This is a genomic window from Streptococcus sp. 2018WUSS126, assembly GCF_044427425.1.
In the GTDB taxonomy this organism is placed as follows: domain Bacteria; phylum Bacillota; class Bacilli; order Lactobacillales; family Streptococcaceae; genus Streptococcus; species Streptococcus hashimotonensis.
The window spans coordinates 1-19,166 of record NZ_JAOTGB010000014.1; the positions used below are offsets into that span (position 1 = coordinate 1).

Here is a 19,166-nt window from a genome sequence, read left to right on the forward strand (position 1 = left end):
ACTAGAATGGCCACTTCTGAACTTACCTTACTCACGTCAATCCCAAATACTACTCGCATGATATTACCTCTTTGTCTTGAATGATTCCTTGTTTTAGTGATGTCATTTTCAATACTCGACGTCTGGCATCCCACATACTTTGATAACATTCTTTCTAAAACAGGTGCCTTGCCAGTTTTTGATGCGACGTCTAGCGTCAAAAGAGTTCTCGACTTAACAAGACACCTCTACTTTATCATCTTGAGAATGAAAAAAGTAGTGAGTACTCTCTCCCGTCGGAGATTTCTTCACTACTAATCTTAGTATGTTTTAGACCAGTCGAGTTCTTTCCCGCTCCCATTTTTTAAATGTCTCATCGTATTGTCTGTCTAATTCTTCCATGGTTTCATAAACAGGCTTTGGAATTATGATAACTTGCGGATCCAAATCGACCATACCATAGCTCGGGTCGATGCATTCTTCCCAGTATTCTAAATGTTTTTTATCAATATAGGATTCTGAATCTTCGACTTCAATCCCTCCTTCGACTTGGACAGAGTACCAGTAGAGGTATTCGCGGCCGTCCAGTACTTCACGGAAGATAGTTTCGACATACATTTTCTCTCCTTCAAGAGTCAGAAGGGTGTCTATCATGTGCTCGTTGAGAAAGGCCATCCATTCATCTACTTTGGCAGTCTTGCCTTCCTTAACGCGGAAGCGGGATAGTTCGACGTTTAGTTTCATTCCATTTACTCCTTTAAAAACCCCGGTCATTGTGTGACAGGGGTTGTATTCTTTTTATTTTTTACCGCTTCGTTCGGGTCTCCAGAAGTCGGTAACGGCTCCTTTAGAGGCAGATGATACGGTGTGGGCATATTTTCCAAGAACACCACGAGAGTAGAGTGGTGGGATAACAGTTGTTTTCTTGCGTTCTTCGATTTCTTGGTCAGAAACATGCATGGTGATTTCTTTGGTATCTTGGTCAACCGTCACCAAATCACCTGTACGGAGGTAGGCAATTGGACCGCCATCCTGAGCTTCAGGTGCGATGTGTCCAACAACCAGTCCATAGGTACCGCCAGAGAAACGACCGTCTGTTAGAAGGGCTACTTTGTCACCTTGGCCTTTTCCGACAATCATGGAAGAAAGGGATAGCATTTCAGGCATACCAGGACCGCCTTTTGGTCCAACATAGCGGACAACGACTACATCGCCATCTACAATTTCGTCAGTCAAGACTGCTTCGATCGCTTCTTCTTCAGAATCAAAGACCTTGGCTGGACCTGTATGGTTGCGGACTTTCACACCAGAAACCTTGGCAACGGCACCTTCAGGAGCAAGGTTACCTTTGAGGATGATGAGTGGACCATCTGCACGTTTTGGATTTTCAAGAGGCATGATGACATCTTGACCTGGAGTCAAGTCTGCAAAATTCTCTAGGTTTTCAGCAACGGTCTTACCTGTACATGTGATGCGGTCGCCATGAAGGAAGCCGTTTTTGAGCAAGTATTTCATAACCGCAGGGACACCGCCGACATTATAGAGGTCTTGGAAAACATATTTACCAGATGGTTTGAGGTCAGCTAGGTGAGGCACACGCTCTTGGAAATCGTTGAAATCTTCCAGTGTTAATTCAACATTAGCAGCATGGGCGATGGCTAGAAGATGGAGCGTAGCGTTGGTTGAGCCCCCCAGAGCCATTGTGACTGTAATAGCATCTTCAAAGGCTTCACGCGTCATAATGTCAGATGGTTTGATGCCAAGTTCTAGCATGCGTACAACAGCACGACCAGCTTCTTCAATATCAGCCTTCTTCTCAGGAGATTCAGCAGGGTGAGAAGAAGAGCCAGGAATGGACATGCCCATTACCTCAATGGCAGTAGCCATGGTATTGGCAGTGTACATACCACCACAACCACCAGGTCCAGGACAGGCATTACACTCAATCTGACGAACTTCTTCAGCAGTTAAGTCGCTATTATTCCATTTTCCGATTCCTTCGAAGACAGAAACCAAGTCAATATCTTTACCGTTGATGTTACCTGGTGCGATGGTTCCACCGTAGGCAAATACGGCAGGAATGTCCATATTGGCGATAGCAATCATAGAACCAGGCATATTTTTATCACAGCCGCCGATTGCGACAAAGGCATCCACGTTGTGCCCTCCCATAGCTGCCTCAATAGAGTCGGCTATGATGTCACGGGAAGTCAAGGAGAAGCGCATACCAGGAGTTCCCATAGCGATTCCGTCTGCAACGGTGATGGTACCGTATTGAACAGGCCAGGCACCTGCATCCTTGACCCCCTCTTTGGCTAATTTTCCAAAGTCATGAAGGTGGATGTTACAAGGTGTATTTTCAGCCCATGTCGAAATAACCCCAACAATAGGCTTTTCAAAGCTATCGTCGGTCATTCCTGTTGCGCGAAGCATGGCACGGTTGGGTGACTTGACCATCGAATCATAGACAGAACTGCGATGTCGAAAGTTTTTAAGTTTGTTTGTATCGGTCATAATTTTCTTCTCCCTATCTTATTTTACCCATTATATCATAGATATGAAAGAAACGATAAAAGATTTGATAAATAATTGGAAATTTCCGAATTTTTCAACAATTCATTCTACAGTAAAAGGCACCTAAGAATTTTAAGTGCCCTTATCATTTATTTGTAGATTAAGTGGTTGTTTTTCGGCGATTGTTTGCGGATGGATTGATGAAAAGACCGACTAACGATAGAACTAGGAAGGCTGCGCCGATGTACCAATAAGGTTGATCTAAGGTAGTTGAACGTCCAGATAGGTTGATAATGCCTCGGAGAAGACAACCAGCTGTAATAGTTGCAACGCCAGAATTCCACAAATTATAGGCGAGACGTGAAAGAGTAGGTATAAGTTGCAGCAGACCGAGTAGCACAGCTCCGCCTATTAATGGTACACAGAACATATAATGCATAAAGACAGAGACTTCGCCATAGCTGAGACTTTCATAGATTCGACTGAAAGTAAACAGGAAAGCTGTTATTGCTAAGTAGGAGATAAATGTTCTTGAAACTCTCGTAGTTGAATTAGTAACCGATGTAGACAATGTCACTCACCGCCCTTTCTGAGATAGTATTTCCATTTGTTGTTGGGTTGTTAATAACTTGACCGTTGAAGTAAAGAGTAGATGAACCACCGCCATCAAGGTTGTAGGCAGTTTGAGCACCATATTGTTTCATAACTTCTGCCAATTGATAGAGAGAGTCCTTCGCTTTCAGACATACGTCCATCTGCTACGACGATGATATAATGATTTTCATCGATAATCCCGATAGCAGAACGAGGGTTGGATGACATTGCACGTCCGACTTCTGTTGAAGTATCGACGACAATTTCGCCGTTTTCGACCAATGATGGACCAAATGCTAAGAGGTTGACAACGCCTTTGTCAATCAATTCTTGGGCGGTAATCTCATTTTCATAAATGACCTCAAATGAGCCGTCTGCGTAGATGGCCAAGTCGCCATAAGATGCATTGTCCCGAACGGTGTCTCGATACAGAACCCCATTCTTAATAACATGACCAGTTGAGTTGGCTCCGTAGTAGTCACCATTAACCGCTAGAATGGCATTGTTTGCTGCCGCTGTTTCTGAGGTTTTAGCTGTTACGTTTGTACCGTAAGTGTTTTGTGCAAGTGCTGTTTTTAAATACTCGGGTGAGCTGACTTGAATATCTGCGACGTAAACAGTTGTGTTATTGGTGGTAATCGTCTCTAAATTTATCTGAATATTATCATCAGAGTAACTAGTATCAGTAGTAGATACATTGGTTGCTGTTGTGGCAGTGGTGGAAGACGAAGCTGTGGTCGTATTCTGCTCGCTCGTAGAAGTAGCATTGCTTGCTGAGACGGTTGTTATCGCTTCAGAAATGACGAAGGTTTTTAACATGGAGTAAGTAAAGCCTCCTGTCAAAAGCATTCCGAAGATGGATGCGTAGGCAAAGGGTTTTTTAAGCAATTTCATGGGAAAATGATTTCCTTTCTTTAAAAATAATATTCTTTTGAACAAACCAAGAGGCTAGGAAAAGGAAGATACCAACTGCAAGTTTGACAATGTAGAGGTTGAGTCCTAGAATTTGGTGGAAGAGATAGAGGAGGGCTGTATCGCAAAGGAAGAGGACAAGGGCTAGTGTAAAGTAGCCTGCGCCTGTTCGTGCGATGCTCTCTTCATTGTTAAAGACTAATTTTTTATTAAGTGCAAAATTACAGGTAGCGCTACAAATGCGAGCAATCGTGTTTGCGACCAATAAGCGTACAGCAGTTGGTAAGCTAGTGAGTAGCAATAAGGCAAGTGCATACACTCCGTAGTCAACTAGAAATCCACCAAAAGATGCCAGGGCAAATTTGAAGAGATTCTTGTAAATGAGCAGTCCATCTTTTATGGGACGAAAATGCGAACTGGCATTATCATCGATATAAATGGTTTGGATTGGAACTTCCGTAATTTTATAGCGTTGACTTGCCTGAGTTAACATGTTCATCTCGTACTCATAGCGGTCGCCTTCAATATCTAACATGAATGGAATTAAGTCAGTATGGAATCCACGCAAGCCTGTTTGCGTATCGGACACATTGACACCAGTTTGCAATCTAAACAACACTCTGGTTAGTTTGTTACCAAATCGGCTACGGAGCGGGATGTCCTTAGTAAATTGACGGACGCCAAGGATGAGGCGGCTTGGTAGATTCATGGCGGCGCGTGCGACACGGTCAATATCATTCACAGCGTGTTGACCATCTGCGTCAGCAGTTACGATAACACCTGGTTTTCTCAAATCTTAGATGAAACTAAAGGCTGTTCGCAAGGCTTGGCCTTTTCCTTTGTTGACATCATGGTGTAGAACAATTGCATAGGTTTTGGCGATTTCAAGAATATTTTTGGATGCGCCAGTACTACCATCATCCACAACGATGACCTGACAATTTAGCCTGTTTTTCATTATTTCTAATAGTTGGATTAATTTTTCATCTGGCTGGTAAGCCGGTATCACTACATAATACATATCCTAAACCTCATTTAATTTTCTTAGTGGAACTACTATACTGATGTTTTCTGAAAGCAAGCTGAAACCAAGCCGGTCAAGGGATTTGCTTAAGTTTTGCTTAAGAAAATGTTAGGAAATAGTCAAGAAAACGAACAAATGTAGGAATTTTCAGAAAATTCCTTGACATTCTACTTCCTTGTGATATTATAGTAGATAACAAATTTGCAGAGAGGAGGAATATTCGTGCAAGAAATTCAACTAGACCAACCGCGTTCGGGGTCCTATCTCATTTTGGACACCCTGCATCAGCTGGGAGTAGACCTTGTTTTTGGTTATCCTGGTGGGGCAGTTTTGCCTCTATATGATGCTATCTATCAATATGAGGGAATCCAGCATATTTTGGCTCGTCATGAACAAGGAGCGGTCCACGAGGCCGAAGGATACGCTAAATCATCAGGAAAGGTGGGCGTAGCCATTGTAACCTCAGGGCCAGGAGCTACCAATGCCATTACTGGAATTGCGGACGCAATGGGTGATAGTGTTCCTCTTTTAGTTTTTACTGGTCAAGTCGCAACACGTGGTATCGGTAAAGATGCTTTTCAGGAAGCAGATGTCTTGGGGATGACAATGCCGATTACCAAGTACAATTACCAAATTCGGGATACGGCAGATATTCCTAGAGTCATCACAGAAGCTCTCCATATTGCAACAACAGGGAGACCGGGTCCCGTTGTTATTGATGTTCCAAAAGACATCCAAGAAAGAGTTGTTGATTTTTATCATGACCCAACTCTACACCTACCAAGTTATCAGCCAACGATTGAACCAAATGGTTTGCAGGTTAAGAAAATTTTGAAACAGCTTAGCCAAGCTCAAAAACCAGTTATATTGGCTGGTGGTGGTGTCAATTATGCAGATGCCAATAAAGAATTAGTTGCCTTTGCAGAGCGCTACCGTATTCCAGTAGTTTCAACCCTCCTTGGATTAGGTGCAATGCCCATTGAGCATGAATTATCCTTGGCTATGGGGGGGATGCACGGTTCATACGCTGCCAATATGGCTATGGATCAGGCTGATTACATTATCAATATTGGAGCGCGATTCGATGACCGCCTAACAGGAAATCCAACAACCTATGCGCCAAATGCGACGGTAGCACATATTGATATTGATCCCGCAGAAATTGGTAAAGTTGTCAAAACGGCTATTCCAGTAGTAGGCGATGCTAAGGCAACTTTGAAAGCTCTACTTGCTTTAGAAACAGTCGAAACAGGCTATGCTGATTGGACGGCACAAGTATTGGAAAACAAACGTCGGGCGCCATTTTGGTATGATGAAGATGAAAAGGTTATTAAGCCACAGGCGGCAATTGAATTAATTGGTCAGTTGACGCAAGGGGATGCCATTGTCGTGACAGATGTTGGTCAGCATCAAATGTGGGCTGCCCAATTCTACCCCTACAAACATGCACGTCAACTTGTAACATCTGGTGGCATGGGAACCATGGGCTTTGGTATTCCTGCAGCTATCGGCGCCAAATTAGCCAATCCAGATAAAGAAGTAATCATCTTTGTTGGTGATGGTGGCTTCCAAATGACCAACCAAGAATTGGCTATTTTGAATGGCTATGGTGTACCGATTAAGGTCGTATTGATCAATAACCACTCTCTTGGAATGGTTCGTCAATGGCAGGAATCCTTCTATGAAAAGCGTCGTAGCCAATCTGTATTTGACGATGAACCGAATTTCCAATTGTTGGCGGAGGCCTATAGAATTAGTCATTATAGTTTTGACAATCCAGCGACTCTAAGTGAAGACATGAAAGTTATCTTAGAAGATAAACCAATGCTCATAGAGGTTCATATTTCTAATCGTGAACATGTTCAACCGATGGTGCCAGCAGGTAAGAGCAATGCAGAAATGTTGGGGGTGAAGTTCAATGCGTAGAATGTTAACAGCTAAATTGCGAGATTCATCTGGTGTTCTGAATCGTTTTACAGGTGTCCTATCTCGTCGCCAAATCAATATTGATTCCATCTCCGTCGGCCCAACAGAAGTAGATGGCATCTCACGTGTGACGGTGATTGTAGACGTGGACAGTCACGATGAGGTCGAACAAATCATCAAGCAGCTGAACCGCTTGATTGATGTGGTTCGAGTACGTGACTTAACGGACATACCCCACTTAGAGCGTGAGGTGATTCTTGTCAAAATTTCAGCTCCGCCAACAAAACGAGCAGAAATTTTAGCGATTATCCAACCCTTTAGAGCAAATGTTGTCGATGTGGCACCTCACTCTATTACCATCCAAATGACAGGTGATGGAGATAAGATTGACGCCCTCCTGCGCGTGATTCAGCCTTACGGCATTAAGAATATCGCAAGAACGGGTGCGACTGGCTTTAGTAGAGACTAATCCTCTTCGATAATCAATCCTATACTGCGTTGACTTGGCTTGATGAACGTTAGTTCTATCTTCGCCTACTTCGCCTAGTCTAGCCTTCATTTTCTTTGAGCATCCAACCTTATAAATAAAAAAATAGAAAAGAGAATCTTATGACAGTAACAATGCAATATGAAAAAGATGTAACAGTAGCAGCACTTGACGGTAAACGTATCGCCGTTATCGGTTATGGTTCACAAGGTCATGCCCATGCCCAAAACTTGCGTGATACAGGACACGATGTTATCATCGGTGTGCGTGCAGGTAAGTCATTTGATAAGGCAAAAGAAGACGGTTTTGAAACTTTTGAAGTAGCAGAAGCGGCAAAACAAGCAGATGTCATCATGATCTTGGCTCCAGACGAAATCCAAGCAGACCTTTACAATGAAGAAATCGCTCCAAACTTGGAAGCGGGCAATGCCCTTGGTTTTGCCCATGGTTTCAACGTTCACTTTGAATTTATCAAGGTACCAGCAGATGTGGATGTCTTCATGTGTGCACCAAAAGGTCCAGGTCACTTGGTCCGCCGTACCTTTGAAGAAGGTTTTGGAGTACCAGCCCTCTATGCTGTTTACCAAGATGCAACTGGCAATGCAAAACATATTGCGATGGACTGGGCAAAAGGTGTTGGTTCAGCCCGTGTTGGTCTTTTGGAAACAACTTTCAAGGAAGAAACGGAAGAAGACTTGTTTGGTGAGCAAGCTGTTCTCTGCGGTGGTTTGACAGCCCTTATGCAGGCAGGTTTTGAAGTCTTGACAGAAGCTGGTTATGCACCAGAATTGGCTTATTTCGAAGTTCTCCACGAGATGAAACTTATCGTTGACCTTGTCTACGAAGGTGGCTTTAAGAAAATGCGCCAATCTATCTCAAACACTGCTGAATTCGGTGACTATGTATCAGGCCCACGTGTCATTACAGACCAAGTCAAAGAAAACATGAAGGCAGTCCTTGCAGATATTCAATCTGGTAAATTTGCAAATGACTTTGTAAATGACTATAAAGCAGGCCGTCCACGTATGGAAGCTTATCGTAAAGAAGCAGAGAATCTTGAAATCGAAAAAGTAGGTGCAGAACTCCGCAAAGCAATGCCATTTGTCGGACGCAATGATGACGACGCATTCAAAATCTATAATTAAACACTATCAAGGTAGATAGGGTGATAGTCAGCTTTACTTTGAGTGATGGCAATACATTTAAGGTTTGAGTTGGCAGATGAGGGGATGTCATTCCCTTTTTCCCCTATCTCCGAAAATGAATAAAAGAGCTGGTTTTCCCAGCTCTTTTGCCCATTTTGTTCATAAATAGATTTTTATAAAATTAAACATTCGTTTTCTGTTGAACAACATGCTAGTAGCTTGAATATAAGTCTAATTGCTAGGATTTTTCAGGGAATATTGGTACAATAAATATAGAAAGAAATTAATGGAACTATGATTACAGCAAAAAATGTAGAACAAGCATACTCCGTTCTTAAGCGCGTGGTAGTACGTACCCCCTTGGATTATAGTCGATACTTGTCGGAAAAATATGGTGCAACTATTTATTTAAAAAGAGAAAATGAACAGCGTGTTCGATCTTTTAAAATTCGAGGAGCCTATTATGCTATTTCACAATTGACAGATGATGAGAAGTCACGCGGAGTGGTCTGTGCTTCAGCCGGAAACCATGCTCAAGGTGTGGCCTATACCTGTCAGGAAATGCAAATTCCTGCTACGATTTTCATGCCCATTACAACTCCGCAACAAAAAATAGGGCAGGTTAAATTTTTTGGAGGAGACTACGTAGAGATTCGGCTCGTAGGTGATACCTTTGATGAGTCAGCCAAGGCGGCACAAGATTATACTCAGGAAAGTGGGAAAACCTTTATAGACCCATTCGATGATGAAAATGTGCAGGCTGGTCAGGGAACAGTAGCTTATGAAATCTTGGAAGAAGCGGAAGAGCAAACCATTAGTTTTGACCAAATTTTAGTTCCCATAGGAGGAGGTGGTCTGGTTGCAGGCGTTTCGGTCTATCTGAAAGAACATGCACCTGAAATTAAGATTGTTGGTGTTGAAGCAAGTGGGGCACGGTCAATGAAAGCGGCTTTTGATAAAGGTCGTCCGGTTAAATTAGACCAAATTGATAAATTTGCTGACGGTATTGCGGTACAGAAAGTTGGTAAGTCGACCTACGAAGTGGCTCGGAAATACGTAGATCGCCTGATTGGTGTGGATGAAGGATGGATTTCTGGGACTATTTTAGACCTCTATTCTAAGCTGGGTATTGTTGCTGAGCCAGCAGGAGCAGCAACGATTGCAGCTCTTGAGGTAGTCAAGGACCAAATCAAGGGGCAAACCATTTGTTGTATCATTTCTGGTGGTAATAACGACATCAACAGGATGCCGGAAATGGAGGAACGTGCGCTTATCTACGAGGGAATTAAACACTACTTTGTTGTTAATTTTCCACAACGTCCAGGGGCTCTTCGTGAATTTGTAAATGATATTCTAGGGCCAAATGATGATATTACTCGTTTTGAATATATCAAACGTGCCAATAAGGGAACAGGGCCGGTTCTAATCGGTATTGCCCTAGGAGATAAAACAGATTATACGCAGTTTATTTCTCGCTTGGAAGAGTTTGATCCCCAGTACATCAATCTTCATGAAAATGATTCGCTTTATAAAATGCTAGTTTAGGAGGTCATTATGGTGCTTGGTCCAATTGTTTTTATTGGTAGTTTCTTGTTCTTTGTACTGATTGCTTTGATTTTGATTGCTTCAGGGCTATACGTTGTCAAGCAGCAGACGGTCGCTATTATTGAGCGCTTTGGGAAATACCAAAAAACATCTACTTCAGGTATTAACTTTAAAATACCATTTGGAGTTGATGTCATCGCAGCCCGCATTCAATTGCGGATGTTGCAAAGTGAAATTGTGGTAGAAACTAAGACGCAGGATAACGTTTTTGTCACAATGAATGTGGCAACTCAATATCGAGTAAATGAAAATAATGTGACGGATGCCTATTACAAGCTCATGCACCCAGAAGCACAGATTAAGTCCTATATTGAAGATGCCCTGCGTTCATCTGTGCCTAAATTGACCCTGGATGAGCTCTTCGAGAAAAAGGATGAGATTGCACTTGAGGTACAAAAACAAGTAGCAGAAGAAATGTCAACCTACGGTTATGTTATTGTCAAAACCTTAATTACCAAGGTAGAGCCAGACGCCGAGGTTAAACAATCTATGAATGAAATTAACGCAGCTCAGCGGAAACGGGTTGCGGCCCAGGAATTGGCAGAAGCTGACAAGATAAAAATTGTCACAGCAGCAGAAGCAGAAGCTGAAAAGGATCGCTTGCATGGTGTAGGTATTGCACAACAACGTAAGGCGATTGTAGATGGACTGGCAGATTCGATTCGTGAACTGAAAGAATCAAATGTTAGCCTATCTGAAGAGCAGATTATGTCTATCTTGCTGACAAACCAATACTTGGATACTCTCAATAATTTTGCACAAGGAGGTAATCAAACTATCTTCCTTCCGGGGAATCCGGAGGGGGTCGAAGACATAAGGACGCAAATACTATCATCTCTTAGGGCAAAATGATGGTAAAAAACGAACATTTTACTTGACAAAATAGGTTAAAACATATTATACTAAATTGCACGAATAAAAAAGAAAGGGGTTTCTAATGACTAGTTACGAAAAAGTAGCCGCTGTTGTCGGCTGGGTTCGTGAAAAGAAAATCACAGGTTACCGTATCAGTAAGGAAACAAATGCTCGTGAAATGTCAGTTATCGCTCTTGCACAAGGTCGCGCTAAGATTGACAATATTTCATTTGCAACTGCCTTGGGTTTGATTGATTTTTACGACAAAAACCACAAGAAATTTGAAAACTAATCTAAATGGTTTCATTTAGAGATGTCCAAAAAGAGGAATTTTACGAATTCCTCTTTTTTAGTCTAAAAAAACTTACCAGCTTTGAAACTGGTAAGTAATAGTTTTCTATGGAACAGATTGAGTTTATCCAAGAAAACGCTGAAGGAATTCACGTGTGCGTTCTTCCTGGGGATTTTCAAAGATTTGCTGTGGGCTGCCTTCTTCGGCGATGACACCCTTATCCATAAAGATAACGCGGTCAGATACGTCACGGGCAAATTCCATTTCGTGAGTTACGATAAGCATCGTCAATCCTGATTTTGCCAAATCTTGCATGGTTTTGAGAACTTCCCCGACCATCTCTGGATCGAGAGCAGAAGTCGGCTCATCAAAGAGGATAACTTCTGGGTCAACAGATAGGGCGCGTGCAATGGCCACACGTTGTTTCTGTCCACCAGAGAGTTGACTTGGTTTGGCTTGCCAGTACTGTTCGGTCATGCCAACCTTGTTGAGATTTTCTTTGGCGATTTTCTCTGCCTCAGCTCGATCTCGTTTCAGTACCGTAGTTTGTGCTACAATGGCATTTTCCAATACATTTAGATTGTTGAAAAGGTTGAAGGATTGGAATACCATACCTAGTTTTTCACGGTAAGTCGTCAAATCATATCCTTTAGCCAAAACATCTTGTTCGTGGTATAGAATCTGTCCTTCTGTTGGTGTTTCCAAAAGGTTGATAGATCGGAGGAAGGTTGACTTTCCCGAACCAGATGAACCGATGATTGAGATAACCTCGCCCTTTTCAACGCTAATAGAGATGTCTTTGAGGACTTGATTTTGTCCGTATGATTTCTTTAGATTTTTGATTTCAAGAATTACATTTTTAGTCATGTGGCACCTCGACTTGCATTTGGTTTGCACCTGTTGTGTATGTATCTGTATCAAAATGCTTTTCAACTGCGCGTAAGATACGTGTCACAGTAAAGGTTAGAATGAAGTAGATAATAGCAATAACCGTAAAGGTTTGGAAATATTGATAGGTTTGGGTTGCGACAGTATTTCCTGAGAAATAGAGTTCAACAACTGAGATAACGTTCAATACAGAAGTATCTTTGATATTGATGACAAATTCATTACCAGTCGCTGGTAAGATGTTACGAATAACCTGTGGAAGGACAATCTTACGCATGGTCTGATTATGGGTAAATCCGAGAGCAGTCGCAGCTTCAAATTGGCCCTTATCGACGGCAAAGATACCACCGCGGACAATCTCGCTCATGTAGGCACCTGTGTTGATGGATACAATGAAGATAGCGGCAAGTGTGCGGTCAAGATTGAGTCCGAATGCTTGGGCGGTACCATAGTAAATAACCATGGATTGTACAATCATCGGCGTACCACGGAAAATTTCGATGTAGATATTGATAATCCAACCGAGCACTTTTTGACCAATAGCAAGTGCCTTGTTTGCTGCTTTTGGAGCTGTACGGAAGACACCGATGAGGAGACCGATAGCAGTACCGATAATTGTACCGAGGATGGAAATGAGTAATGTCATCCCAGTTCCGCGCAGAAGTTGTTGCCAGTTGTTAACAAGAATATTCCAAACTTGGGCGAAGAAACTAGGTGTTTCGCCCTCGCTGGCTTCTTCAACGGGTTGGTTTTCAATCATATCATCCATAAGTGCGATTTGCTCTTCTTCTGAAATAGTTGCTAAGACTTCGTTGACCTGAGTGATACGAGCGTCATCTTTGCGCATACCGACAGCAATGGTCACGTCTTCGGCATTGGTTTCAAAACTGTCTGCCAATTCAACCATTTTGAAGGCTTTATTTGCCGCTTCTGCTGTACGACCTTCTGGACGTTCAGAAACATAGGCGTCTATAATGCCAGATTCTAAAGCTTGACGGATTTGGGAGAAATCTCCCATGGCAGTCTGTTTGTTAGCCCCTTCAATTTGGTCAATCAAATCATAGAGGTAAACCCCTTGCTGGGCAGTGATTTTTGCACCAGCAAAATCTGCCAAGCTGGTTGCGTTTGCGTACTGACTATCAGAACGAACAACCAGGGTAGGAATTGAAGTGTAGTAGCTATCTGAGAAGGCAATTTCTTTCTTGCGCTCTTCTGTCGGGCTCATACCGGCGATAATCATATCGATTTTACCAGATGTAAGAGCAGGGACCAACCCTTCCCACTTGGTTTTAACAACCAAGAGTTCTTTGTCCATGGATGCAGCGATTTTTTTTGCAACCTGAACATCATACCCGTTGGCAAATTGATTGGTTCCCTCAATAGGAACGGCACCGTTGCTATCATCTTCTTGGGTCCAGTTAAATGGTGCGTAGGCGGCTTCCATACCGACCCGCAGGTATTCGTCTGCCCGAACCCCTGTTGTTACAGAAAAAACAGCGATTAGGGTCAGCAGAAATATACTGAGTTTACGTTTCATAATGTCTCCTTTAAAATGCTATTACACCATTTTATTAAAAATTCTGACAAATTTCAATATCCTTGTACTATGAATAGGGAGTTTTTTTATGATATAATGTAGAGAATTGATGAAAAGGAGCTTTTTATGCTATTGGAATTGTTGAAGGCTATATTTTTAGGAATCATTGAAGGGGTAACGGAGTGGTTGCCAGTTTCTTCAACTGGGCATTTAATTTTGGTTCAAGAGTTCGTGAAATTAAACCAAAGTAAGAACTTCCTAGAAATGTTTAATATTGTCATTCAGCTAGGAGCAATTCTAGCAGTTATGACTATTTACTTTAAAAAATTGAATCCATTCCAGCCTGGAAAAACCAAGCGTGATATTCAATTGACTTGGCAATTATGGGCCAAGGTTGTCATTGCCTGTATTCCGTCCATCCTAATTGCAGTCCCGTTGGATAATTGGTTTGAAGCGCACTTCAATTTTATGGTACCGATTGCGATTGCTTTGATTGTCTACGGTATTGCCTTTATTTGGATTGAGAACCGTAACAGAGGTGTAGAGCCACAGGTGACGGACTTAGCGAAAATGTCTTATAAAACTGCCTTGTTGATTGGGTGTTTCCAGGTCTTAAGTATCGTTCCGGGGACTAGTCGCTCAGGTGCGACCATTCTGGGAGCAATCATTTTGGGGACCAGCCGATCTGTGGCAGCAGATTTTACCTTCTTCCTTGGGATTCCAACCATGTTTGGTTATAGTGGCTTGAAGGCTGTTAAATATTTCTTAGATGGCAATAGCCTGAATATGGAGCAGGTATGGCTCTTGTTAGTCGCTAGTGTGACGGCTTACTTGGTATCCTTAGTTGTTATTCGTTTCTTGACAGACTTTGTTAAAAAACATGATTTCACGGTTTTTGGTTACTACCGCATCATTTTAGGGGCGATTTTATTGGTTTATGCCTTTATCACATTTTTATTTTAAGAGCAGGGAGACCTGCTTTTCTTTTGTCTTTCGAGCTTGGTTTTAGTATAATGGTGGAAGATATGTATGAGTATTGAAAATGATCAATCAATTTTAAGAAATTGATGAATCAATGAATGAGGTAGTTATGAAAGTAAAGCAAATTAGTGATTCAACCTTGAAAATCACTATAAAATTAGATGATTTAGAAGAGAGAGGAATGGAACTTTCGGACTTTCTCATTCCGCAAGAAAAGACAGAGGAGTTCTTCTATACAGTTTTGGATGAATTGGATTTACCAATGACTTTCCGAGAAAGCGGTATGCTGAGTTTTCGTGTGACTCCGAAGCCAGATCGGGTGGACATCTTTGTTACCAAGTCTGATTTGGATCAGAGCTTGAATTTTGATGAGTTTACAGATTTGTCGGAACTTGGTGATGTCGCAAGTATGACTCCAGATGAGTTTTTCAAGAGTTTGGAGCAAACCGTTCGTGAGAAAAGTGCACCGGATGCAACAGCTGTTCGTCATTTGGAAGAGGTAGAGCAAGAGGAAGAAGCAGATGAAGAGGAGCAGGAGCGCTATATTTACTATATTTTGGAATTTCCAACGATAGAGGATCTGTTTACTTTTGTTGGTACGGTTGATTATCCAGTAGAAGAATCGGAATTATATAAAATGGATGGTCACTACTACTTGACCGTTCTTATCAATGTAGAAAATCGTTCCAAGCAGTATCCAGGCTACATTCTCTCACGAATGTTGGAATTTACCAATGATACTAAGTTGACCAGACCTGCTTTACAAGAACACGGAACTTTGATGCTTCCGCTTGCGGCAATCGAGGAGCTTAGGAAGGTTCCGACAGTATGATTCCTTTTGCTCTAAAATACATAATGGTCATTATTACAACCATGGTCATATCAGCCATTGCGACCCCCTTGGTTCGTTTTATGTCCCTGAGGATTGGAGCGGTAGATAATCCCAATGCACGGCGGATAAATAAGGTGCCCATGCCTTCAGCGGGAGGTCTGGCCATCTTTGTGGCATTTACCATTTCTGTCCTATGGTTTTTACCAGGAATTGTTACCCGTGTCAATTACCATGGCACTTACTTGCATTATATCTGGCCCCTGGTCCTAGCATCCAGCATTATCGTTCTTACGGGATTCATTGATGATGTCAAGGAGCTAAAGCCTGCTCCTAAAATGTTTGGTATTCTAGCTGCAGCGACGATCATTTGGATTTTTACGGAATTTCGTTTTGATAGCTTTAAGATTCCTTTTGGAGGACCTTTCCTTCAATTTCCTGTCTGGCTCTCTTTTCTATTAACGGTCCTTTGGATTGTTTCCATTACGAATGCAGTCAACTTGATTGATGGTCTGGATGGTCTGGTTTCGGGAGTATCGATTATTTCCTTGACAACGATGGGAATTGTGTCTTATTTCTTTTTGCATGATAGCAATATTTTTTTGACCTTAACCATCTTTGTTTTGGTTGCGGCGATTGTTGGTTTTTTACCCTATAACTATAATCCCGCCATCATTTATCTTGGCGATACAGGAGCCCTTTTCATTGGGTTTATGATTGGAGTCTTGTCGCTTCAAGGACTGAAAAATTCGACAGCTGTTGCAGTGGTTACTCCGATGATTATTCTTGGAGTGCCTATTACGGATACTGTAGTAGCCATCATTCGTCGAAAATTGTCTGGGCAAAAAATCTATGAAGCAGATAAGATGCATCTGCATCATCGCTTGCTCTCTCTGGGACTTACTCATCGTGGTACAGTATTGGTGATTTACGCCATCTCTTTCTTATTCTCCCTGACCTCTCTTTTGCTCAATGTTTCGAGTCGAATAGGGGGGATTCTCCTATTGGTGACCATGGGACTGGGGATTGAGATTCTCTGTGAATTGATTGGCATCTTTGGTATCAATAGAACTCCGTTGCTCAACCTTCTTCGTTTTATTGGTAATAGCAGTTACCGTCAGGAAAAAATCGCAAAGTATAAAAAGTGCTACGAAGAGAAAAAAAGAAAATAAGAATCTTTCTAAACAAGATAAGAGCTGTCAGGCTCTTTTTTTGATATAATATAGTGGATATAGTTAATTAAAATTGTCAGAAAAGACTATTTTATAGATTAACACTCTCTGAAAATCATCATTAACAAGAAAAGAGGCTGGGCTCAAGCCCCGCACCGCTTTTCAAAGTTAGCGTCAACATCTCAATGCAGTGGTTGATTGGAGTTAACAGTCCGGTGGAGTGCAACAACTAGAAATAAAGACTTGTTGACGAACTCCCCTATGAATGGTCGGGTTCTTTCCTATTGCCAAAGTTGAGTCTTATCGGTGTATCTAGTTAGCTTGGTCAGTTAATGTGGTTTTTGAAGAGGACAAAAATGAAAAGGAGCACAGCATGTCAGTATTAGAAATCAAAGACCTTCATGTGGAAATTGAAGGCAAAGAAATCTTGAAGGGTGTGAATTTGACCCTTAAAACAGGTGAAATTGCAGCCATCATGGGACCGAACGGAACAGGGAAATCCACCCTTTCAGCAGCCATCATGGGCAATCCGAGTTATGAAGTGACCCAAGGTGAGATTCTGTTTGACGGTGTCAATATTTTAGAATTAGAAGTCGATGAACGTGCCCGTATGGGACTCTTCTTGGCTATGCAATACCCGTCAGAAATTCCAGGGATCACCAATGCCGAATTCCTCCGTGCAGCTATGAATGCTGGTAAGGAAGATGAAGACAAGATTTCTGTCCGTGATTTCATTACCAAGTTGGATGAAAAAATGGAACTCCTCAACATGAAGGAGGAAATGGCAGAGCGCTACCTCAATGAAGGATTCTCAGGTGGTGAGAAAAAACGCAATGAGATTTTGCAACTGCTCATGTTGGAACCAACTTTTGCCCTTCTTGATGAGATTGACTCAGGTTTGGACATCGATGCGCTTAAAGTCGTGTCAAAAGGAATCAATGCTATGCGTGGTGAAGGCTTCGGTGCCATGATTATCACCCACTACCAACGCTTGCTCAACTACATCACACCAGACGTTGTCCATGTCATGATGGAAGGCCGTGTCGTGCTTTCAGGCGGACCAGAATTGGCACAACGCTTGGAAAAAGAAGGCTATGTCCAAGTTGCAGCAGAGCTTGGCATCGACTACAAAGAAGATGACATTTAAGTCTTTGGAGGAAGCTATGACCAAAGAAAAAATTCAAGAATTTTCAGCCTTGCAGGCAGAACCAACTTGGTTGACAGACCTGCGTCTTAAGGCTTTTGACAAAATAGCAGAGCTGGACTTGCCGGTTATTGAGCGGGTCAAGTTTCACCGTTGGAATTTAGGTGACGGAAGCCTAGCCACAAATGATGAAATCGGGGCAGTACCAGATTTTACAGCCCTAGGTGACAATCCTATGTTGGTCCAAGTTGGCAGCCAAACTGTTCTAGAGCAGTTGCCGGTTGACCTTGTAGAGAAGGGTATAGTCTTTACAGACTTCGCATCGGCTATGGACATCATTCCAGATGTGCTTGAAAAATACATCGGCGCTGCCGTAGCCTACGACGAGCACAAATTAGCAGCTTACAACACAGCTTATTTTAACGCAACAGCTGTCCTCTACGTACCAGATAATGTTGAAATCGACCAGCCAGTTGAGGCCCTTTTCTACCAAGACAGCACTAGTCCAGTTGCCTTTAACAAACGCGTCCTCATCATCGCTGGAAAAAATGCCAAGCTTAATTACCTGGAGCGTTTTGAAAGTCTAGGCGACGGCACAGCAGCGACTTCAGCCAATATTGTTGTAGAAGTAATTGCTCTTGCTGGTAGCCAAATCAAGTTTGCGGCCATTGACCGCCTTGGTAAGCATTTGGATACCTACCTCAACCGTCGTGGCTATCTCGGAAACGATGCAACGATTGACTGGGCGATTGGTCTGCTCAACGAAGGAAATGTGGTTGCCGATTTGGACAGCGAATTGAAAGGAAACGGCAGTCATGCCAACCTCAAAGTTGTCGGCCTTTCATCTGGTCGTCAGGTACAAGGTGTGGATACGCGCGTGACCAACTATGGTCATAATTCGGTCGGTCACATCCTGCAACATGGAGTTATCTTAGAAAGCGGAACCTTGACTTTTAATGGTATCGGACATATTGTCCGTGGTGCTAAAGGTGCGGATGCCCAGCAAGAAAGCCGTGTCCTCATGCTGTCTGACAAGGCTCGCTCCGATGCCAACCCAATTCTCCTTATCGATGAGAATGAGGTCACAGCTGGACACGCCGCCTCAATCGGTCAGGTGGACCCAGAAGATATGTACTACCTCATGAGTCGTGGCCTGGACCGAGCAACTGCTGAACGTTTGGTTGTTCGCGGTTTCCTTGGCGCAGTCATTACCGAAATTCCTGTCAAGGAAGTTCGTGACCAATTGATTGCCGTGATTGAAGAAAAACTAACAAAGAGATAA

General features: G+C 42.6%; 16 protein-coding genes and 3 pseudogenes. 11 read left to right on the top strand and 8 right to left on the bottom strand.

Features of this window, described 5'->3' with window-relative positions:
- From ODU34_RS06335 to ODU34_RS06360, 6 genes and pseudogenes are all read right to left on the bottom strand, one after another.
- Positions 1–200: pseudogene (locus ODU34_RS06335) on the bottom strand (hypothetical protein); the annotation flags it as partial.
- 109 nt (positions 201–309) lie between these two features.
- On the bottom strand, positions 310–723 hold the full coding sequence (locus tag ODU34_RS06340) for a DUF6176 family protein (protein ID WP_105178805.1): 414 nt from the start codon (positions 721–723) through the stop codon (positions 310–312).
- 54 nt (positions 724–777) lie between these two features.
- Positions 778–2,493 (bottom strand): dihydroxy-acid dehydratase, encoded by a 1,716-nt coding sequence (gene ilvD / locus ODU34_RS06345; protein ID WP_105178804.1) that lies wholly within the window; start codon positions 2,491–2,493, stop codon positions 778–780.
- A gap of 160 nt (positions 2,494–2,653) precedes the next feature.
- Entirely contained in the window at positions 2,654–3,070 is a 417-nt protein-coding gene (locus tag ODU34_RS06350) for a hypothetical protein (RefSeq protein WP_032536566.1), read from the bottom strand.
- Positions 3,045–3,981, bottom strand: a pseudogene (locus tag ODU34_RS06355) (phosphodiester glycosidase family protein). Before ODU34_RS06355 ends, ODU34_RS06350 begins: the two are co-directional and overlap by 26 nt.
- A pseudogene (locus tag ODU34_RS06360) lies at positions 3,968–5,020 on the bottom strand (glycosyltransferase). The pseudogenes ODU34_RS06355 and ODU34_RS06360 overlap by 14 nt, the downstream one beginning before the upstream one ends.
- Before the next feature lie 225 nt (positions 5,021–5,245).
- Here ODU34_RS06360 and ODU34_RS06365 point away from each other — a divergent pair.
- The 6 genes from ODU34_RS06365 (at position 5,246) to ODU34_RS06390 (ending at position 11,333) form a co-directional block, all read left to right on the top strand.
- Positions 5,246–6,949, top strand: coding sequence for an acetolactate synthase large subunit (locus ODU34_RS06365; protein WP_398578423.1), 1,704 nt, complete (start codon positions 5,246–5,248; stop codon positions 6,947–6,949).
- Positions 6,942–7,418, top strand: a complete 477-nt coding sequence (gene ilvN / locus ODU34_RS06370; RefSeq protein ID WP_136628872.1) for an acetolactate synthase small subunit — start codon at positions 6,942–6,944, stop codon at positions 7,416–7,418. Before ODU34_RS06365 ends, ilvN begins: the two co-directional genes overlap by 8 nt.
- Positions 7,419–7,558: 140 nt before the next feature.
- Positions 7,559–8,581, top strand: a complete 1,023-nt coding sequence (gene ilvC, locus ODU34_RS06375; protein ID WP_009910803.1) for a ketol-acid reductoisomerase — start codon at positions 7,559–7,561, stop codon at positions 8,579–8,581.
- Between the two features lie 294 nt (positions 8,582–8,875).
- Positions 8,876–10,126 (top strand): threonine ammonia-lyase IlvA, encoded by a 1,251-nt coding sequence (gene ilvA / locus ODU34_RS06380; protein ID WP_074413942.1) that lies wholly within the window; start codon positions 8,876–8,878, stop codon positions 10,124–10,126.
- Positions 10,127–10,135: 9 nt separating this feature from the next.
- Positions 10,136–11,038 (top strand): SPFH domain-containing protein, encoded by a 903-nt coding sequence (locus ODU34_RS06385; RefSeq protein WP_002942264.1) that lies wholly within the window; start codon positions 10,136–10,138, stop codon positions 11,036–11,038.
- Between the two features lie 85 nt (positions 11,039–11,123).
- Positions 11,124–11,333, top strand: coding sequence for a hypothetical protein (locus tag ODU34_RS06390; RefSeq protein ID WP_009910800.1), 210 nt, complete (start codon positions 11,124–11,126; stop codon positions 11,331–11,333).
- A 123-nt stretch (positions 11,334–11,456) separates the two neighbouring features.
- Here ODU34_RS06390 and ODU34_RS06395 read toward each other — a convergent pair whose 3' ends face one another.
- Positions 11,457–12,200 (bottom strand): amino acid ABC transporter ATP-binding protein, encoded by a 744-nt coding sequence (locus ODU34_RS06395; RefSeq protein ID WP_205014966.1) that lies wholly within the window; start codon positions 12,198–12,200, stop codon positions 11,457–11,459.
- Positions 12,193–13,758 carry an ABC transporter substrate-binding protein/permease gene (locus tag ODU34_RS06400; RefSeq protein ID WP_044678761.1) on the bottom strand — a complete coding sequence of 522 codons (1,566 nt, stop codon included), beginning with the start codon at positions 13,756–13,758 and terminating at the stop codon, positions 12,193–12,195. Before ODU34_RS06400 ends, ODU34_RS06395 begins: the two co-directional genes overlap by 8 nt.
- Before the next feature lie 126 nt (positions 13,759–13,884).
- On the opposite strand from ODU34_RS06400, the gene ODU34_RS06405 reads away from it, so the two are divergent.
- The 5 genes from ODU34_RS06405 (at position 13,885) to sufD (ending at position 19,166) form a co-directional block, all read left to right on the top strand.
- On the top strand, positions 13,885–14,721 hold the full coding sequence (locus ODU34_RS06405; protein ID WP_014638628.1) for an undecaprenyl-diphosphate phosphatase: 837 nt from the start codon (positions 13,885–13,887) through the stop codon (positions 14,719–14,721).
- Positions 14,722–14,848: 127 nt separating this feature from the next.
- The gene (mecA, locus tag ODU34_RS06410) at positions 14,849–15,571 is read left to right on the top strand and encodes an adaptor protein MecA (RefSeq protein ID WP_002938171.1); all 723 of its coding nucleotides are present in this window, start codon (positions 14,849–14,851) and stop codon (positions 15,569–15,571) included.
- Positions 15,568–16,740 carry a glycosyltransferase family 4 protein gene (locus tag ODU34_RS06415; RefSeq protein WP_024418504.1) on the top strand — a complete coding sequence of 391 codons (1,173 nt, stop codon included), beginning with the start codon at positions 15,568–15,570 and terminating at the stop codon, positions 16,738–16,740. Before mecA ends, ODU34_RS06415 begins: the two co-directional genes overlap by 4 nt.
- A gap of 373 nt (positions 16,741–17,113) precedes the next feature.
- Positions 17,114–17,887: a Fe-S cluster assembly ATPase SufC gene (gene sufC, locus ODU34_RS06420; protein ID WP_002938165.1), complete on the top strand. Its 774-nt coding sequence runs from the start codon at positions 17,114–17,116 to the stop codon at positions 17,885–17,887.
- 16 nt (positions 17,888–17,903) lie between these two features.
- Positions 17,904–19,166 carry a Fe-S cluster assembly protein SufD gene (sufD, locus tag ODU34_RS06425; RefSeq protein ID WP_105178806.1) on the top strand — a complete coding sequence of 421 codons (1,263 nt, stop codon included), beginning with the start codon at positions 17,904–17,906 and terminating at the stop codon, positions 19,164–19,166.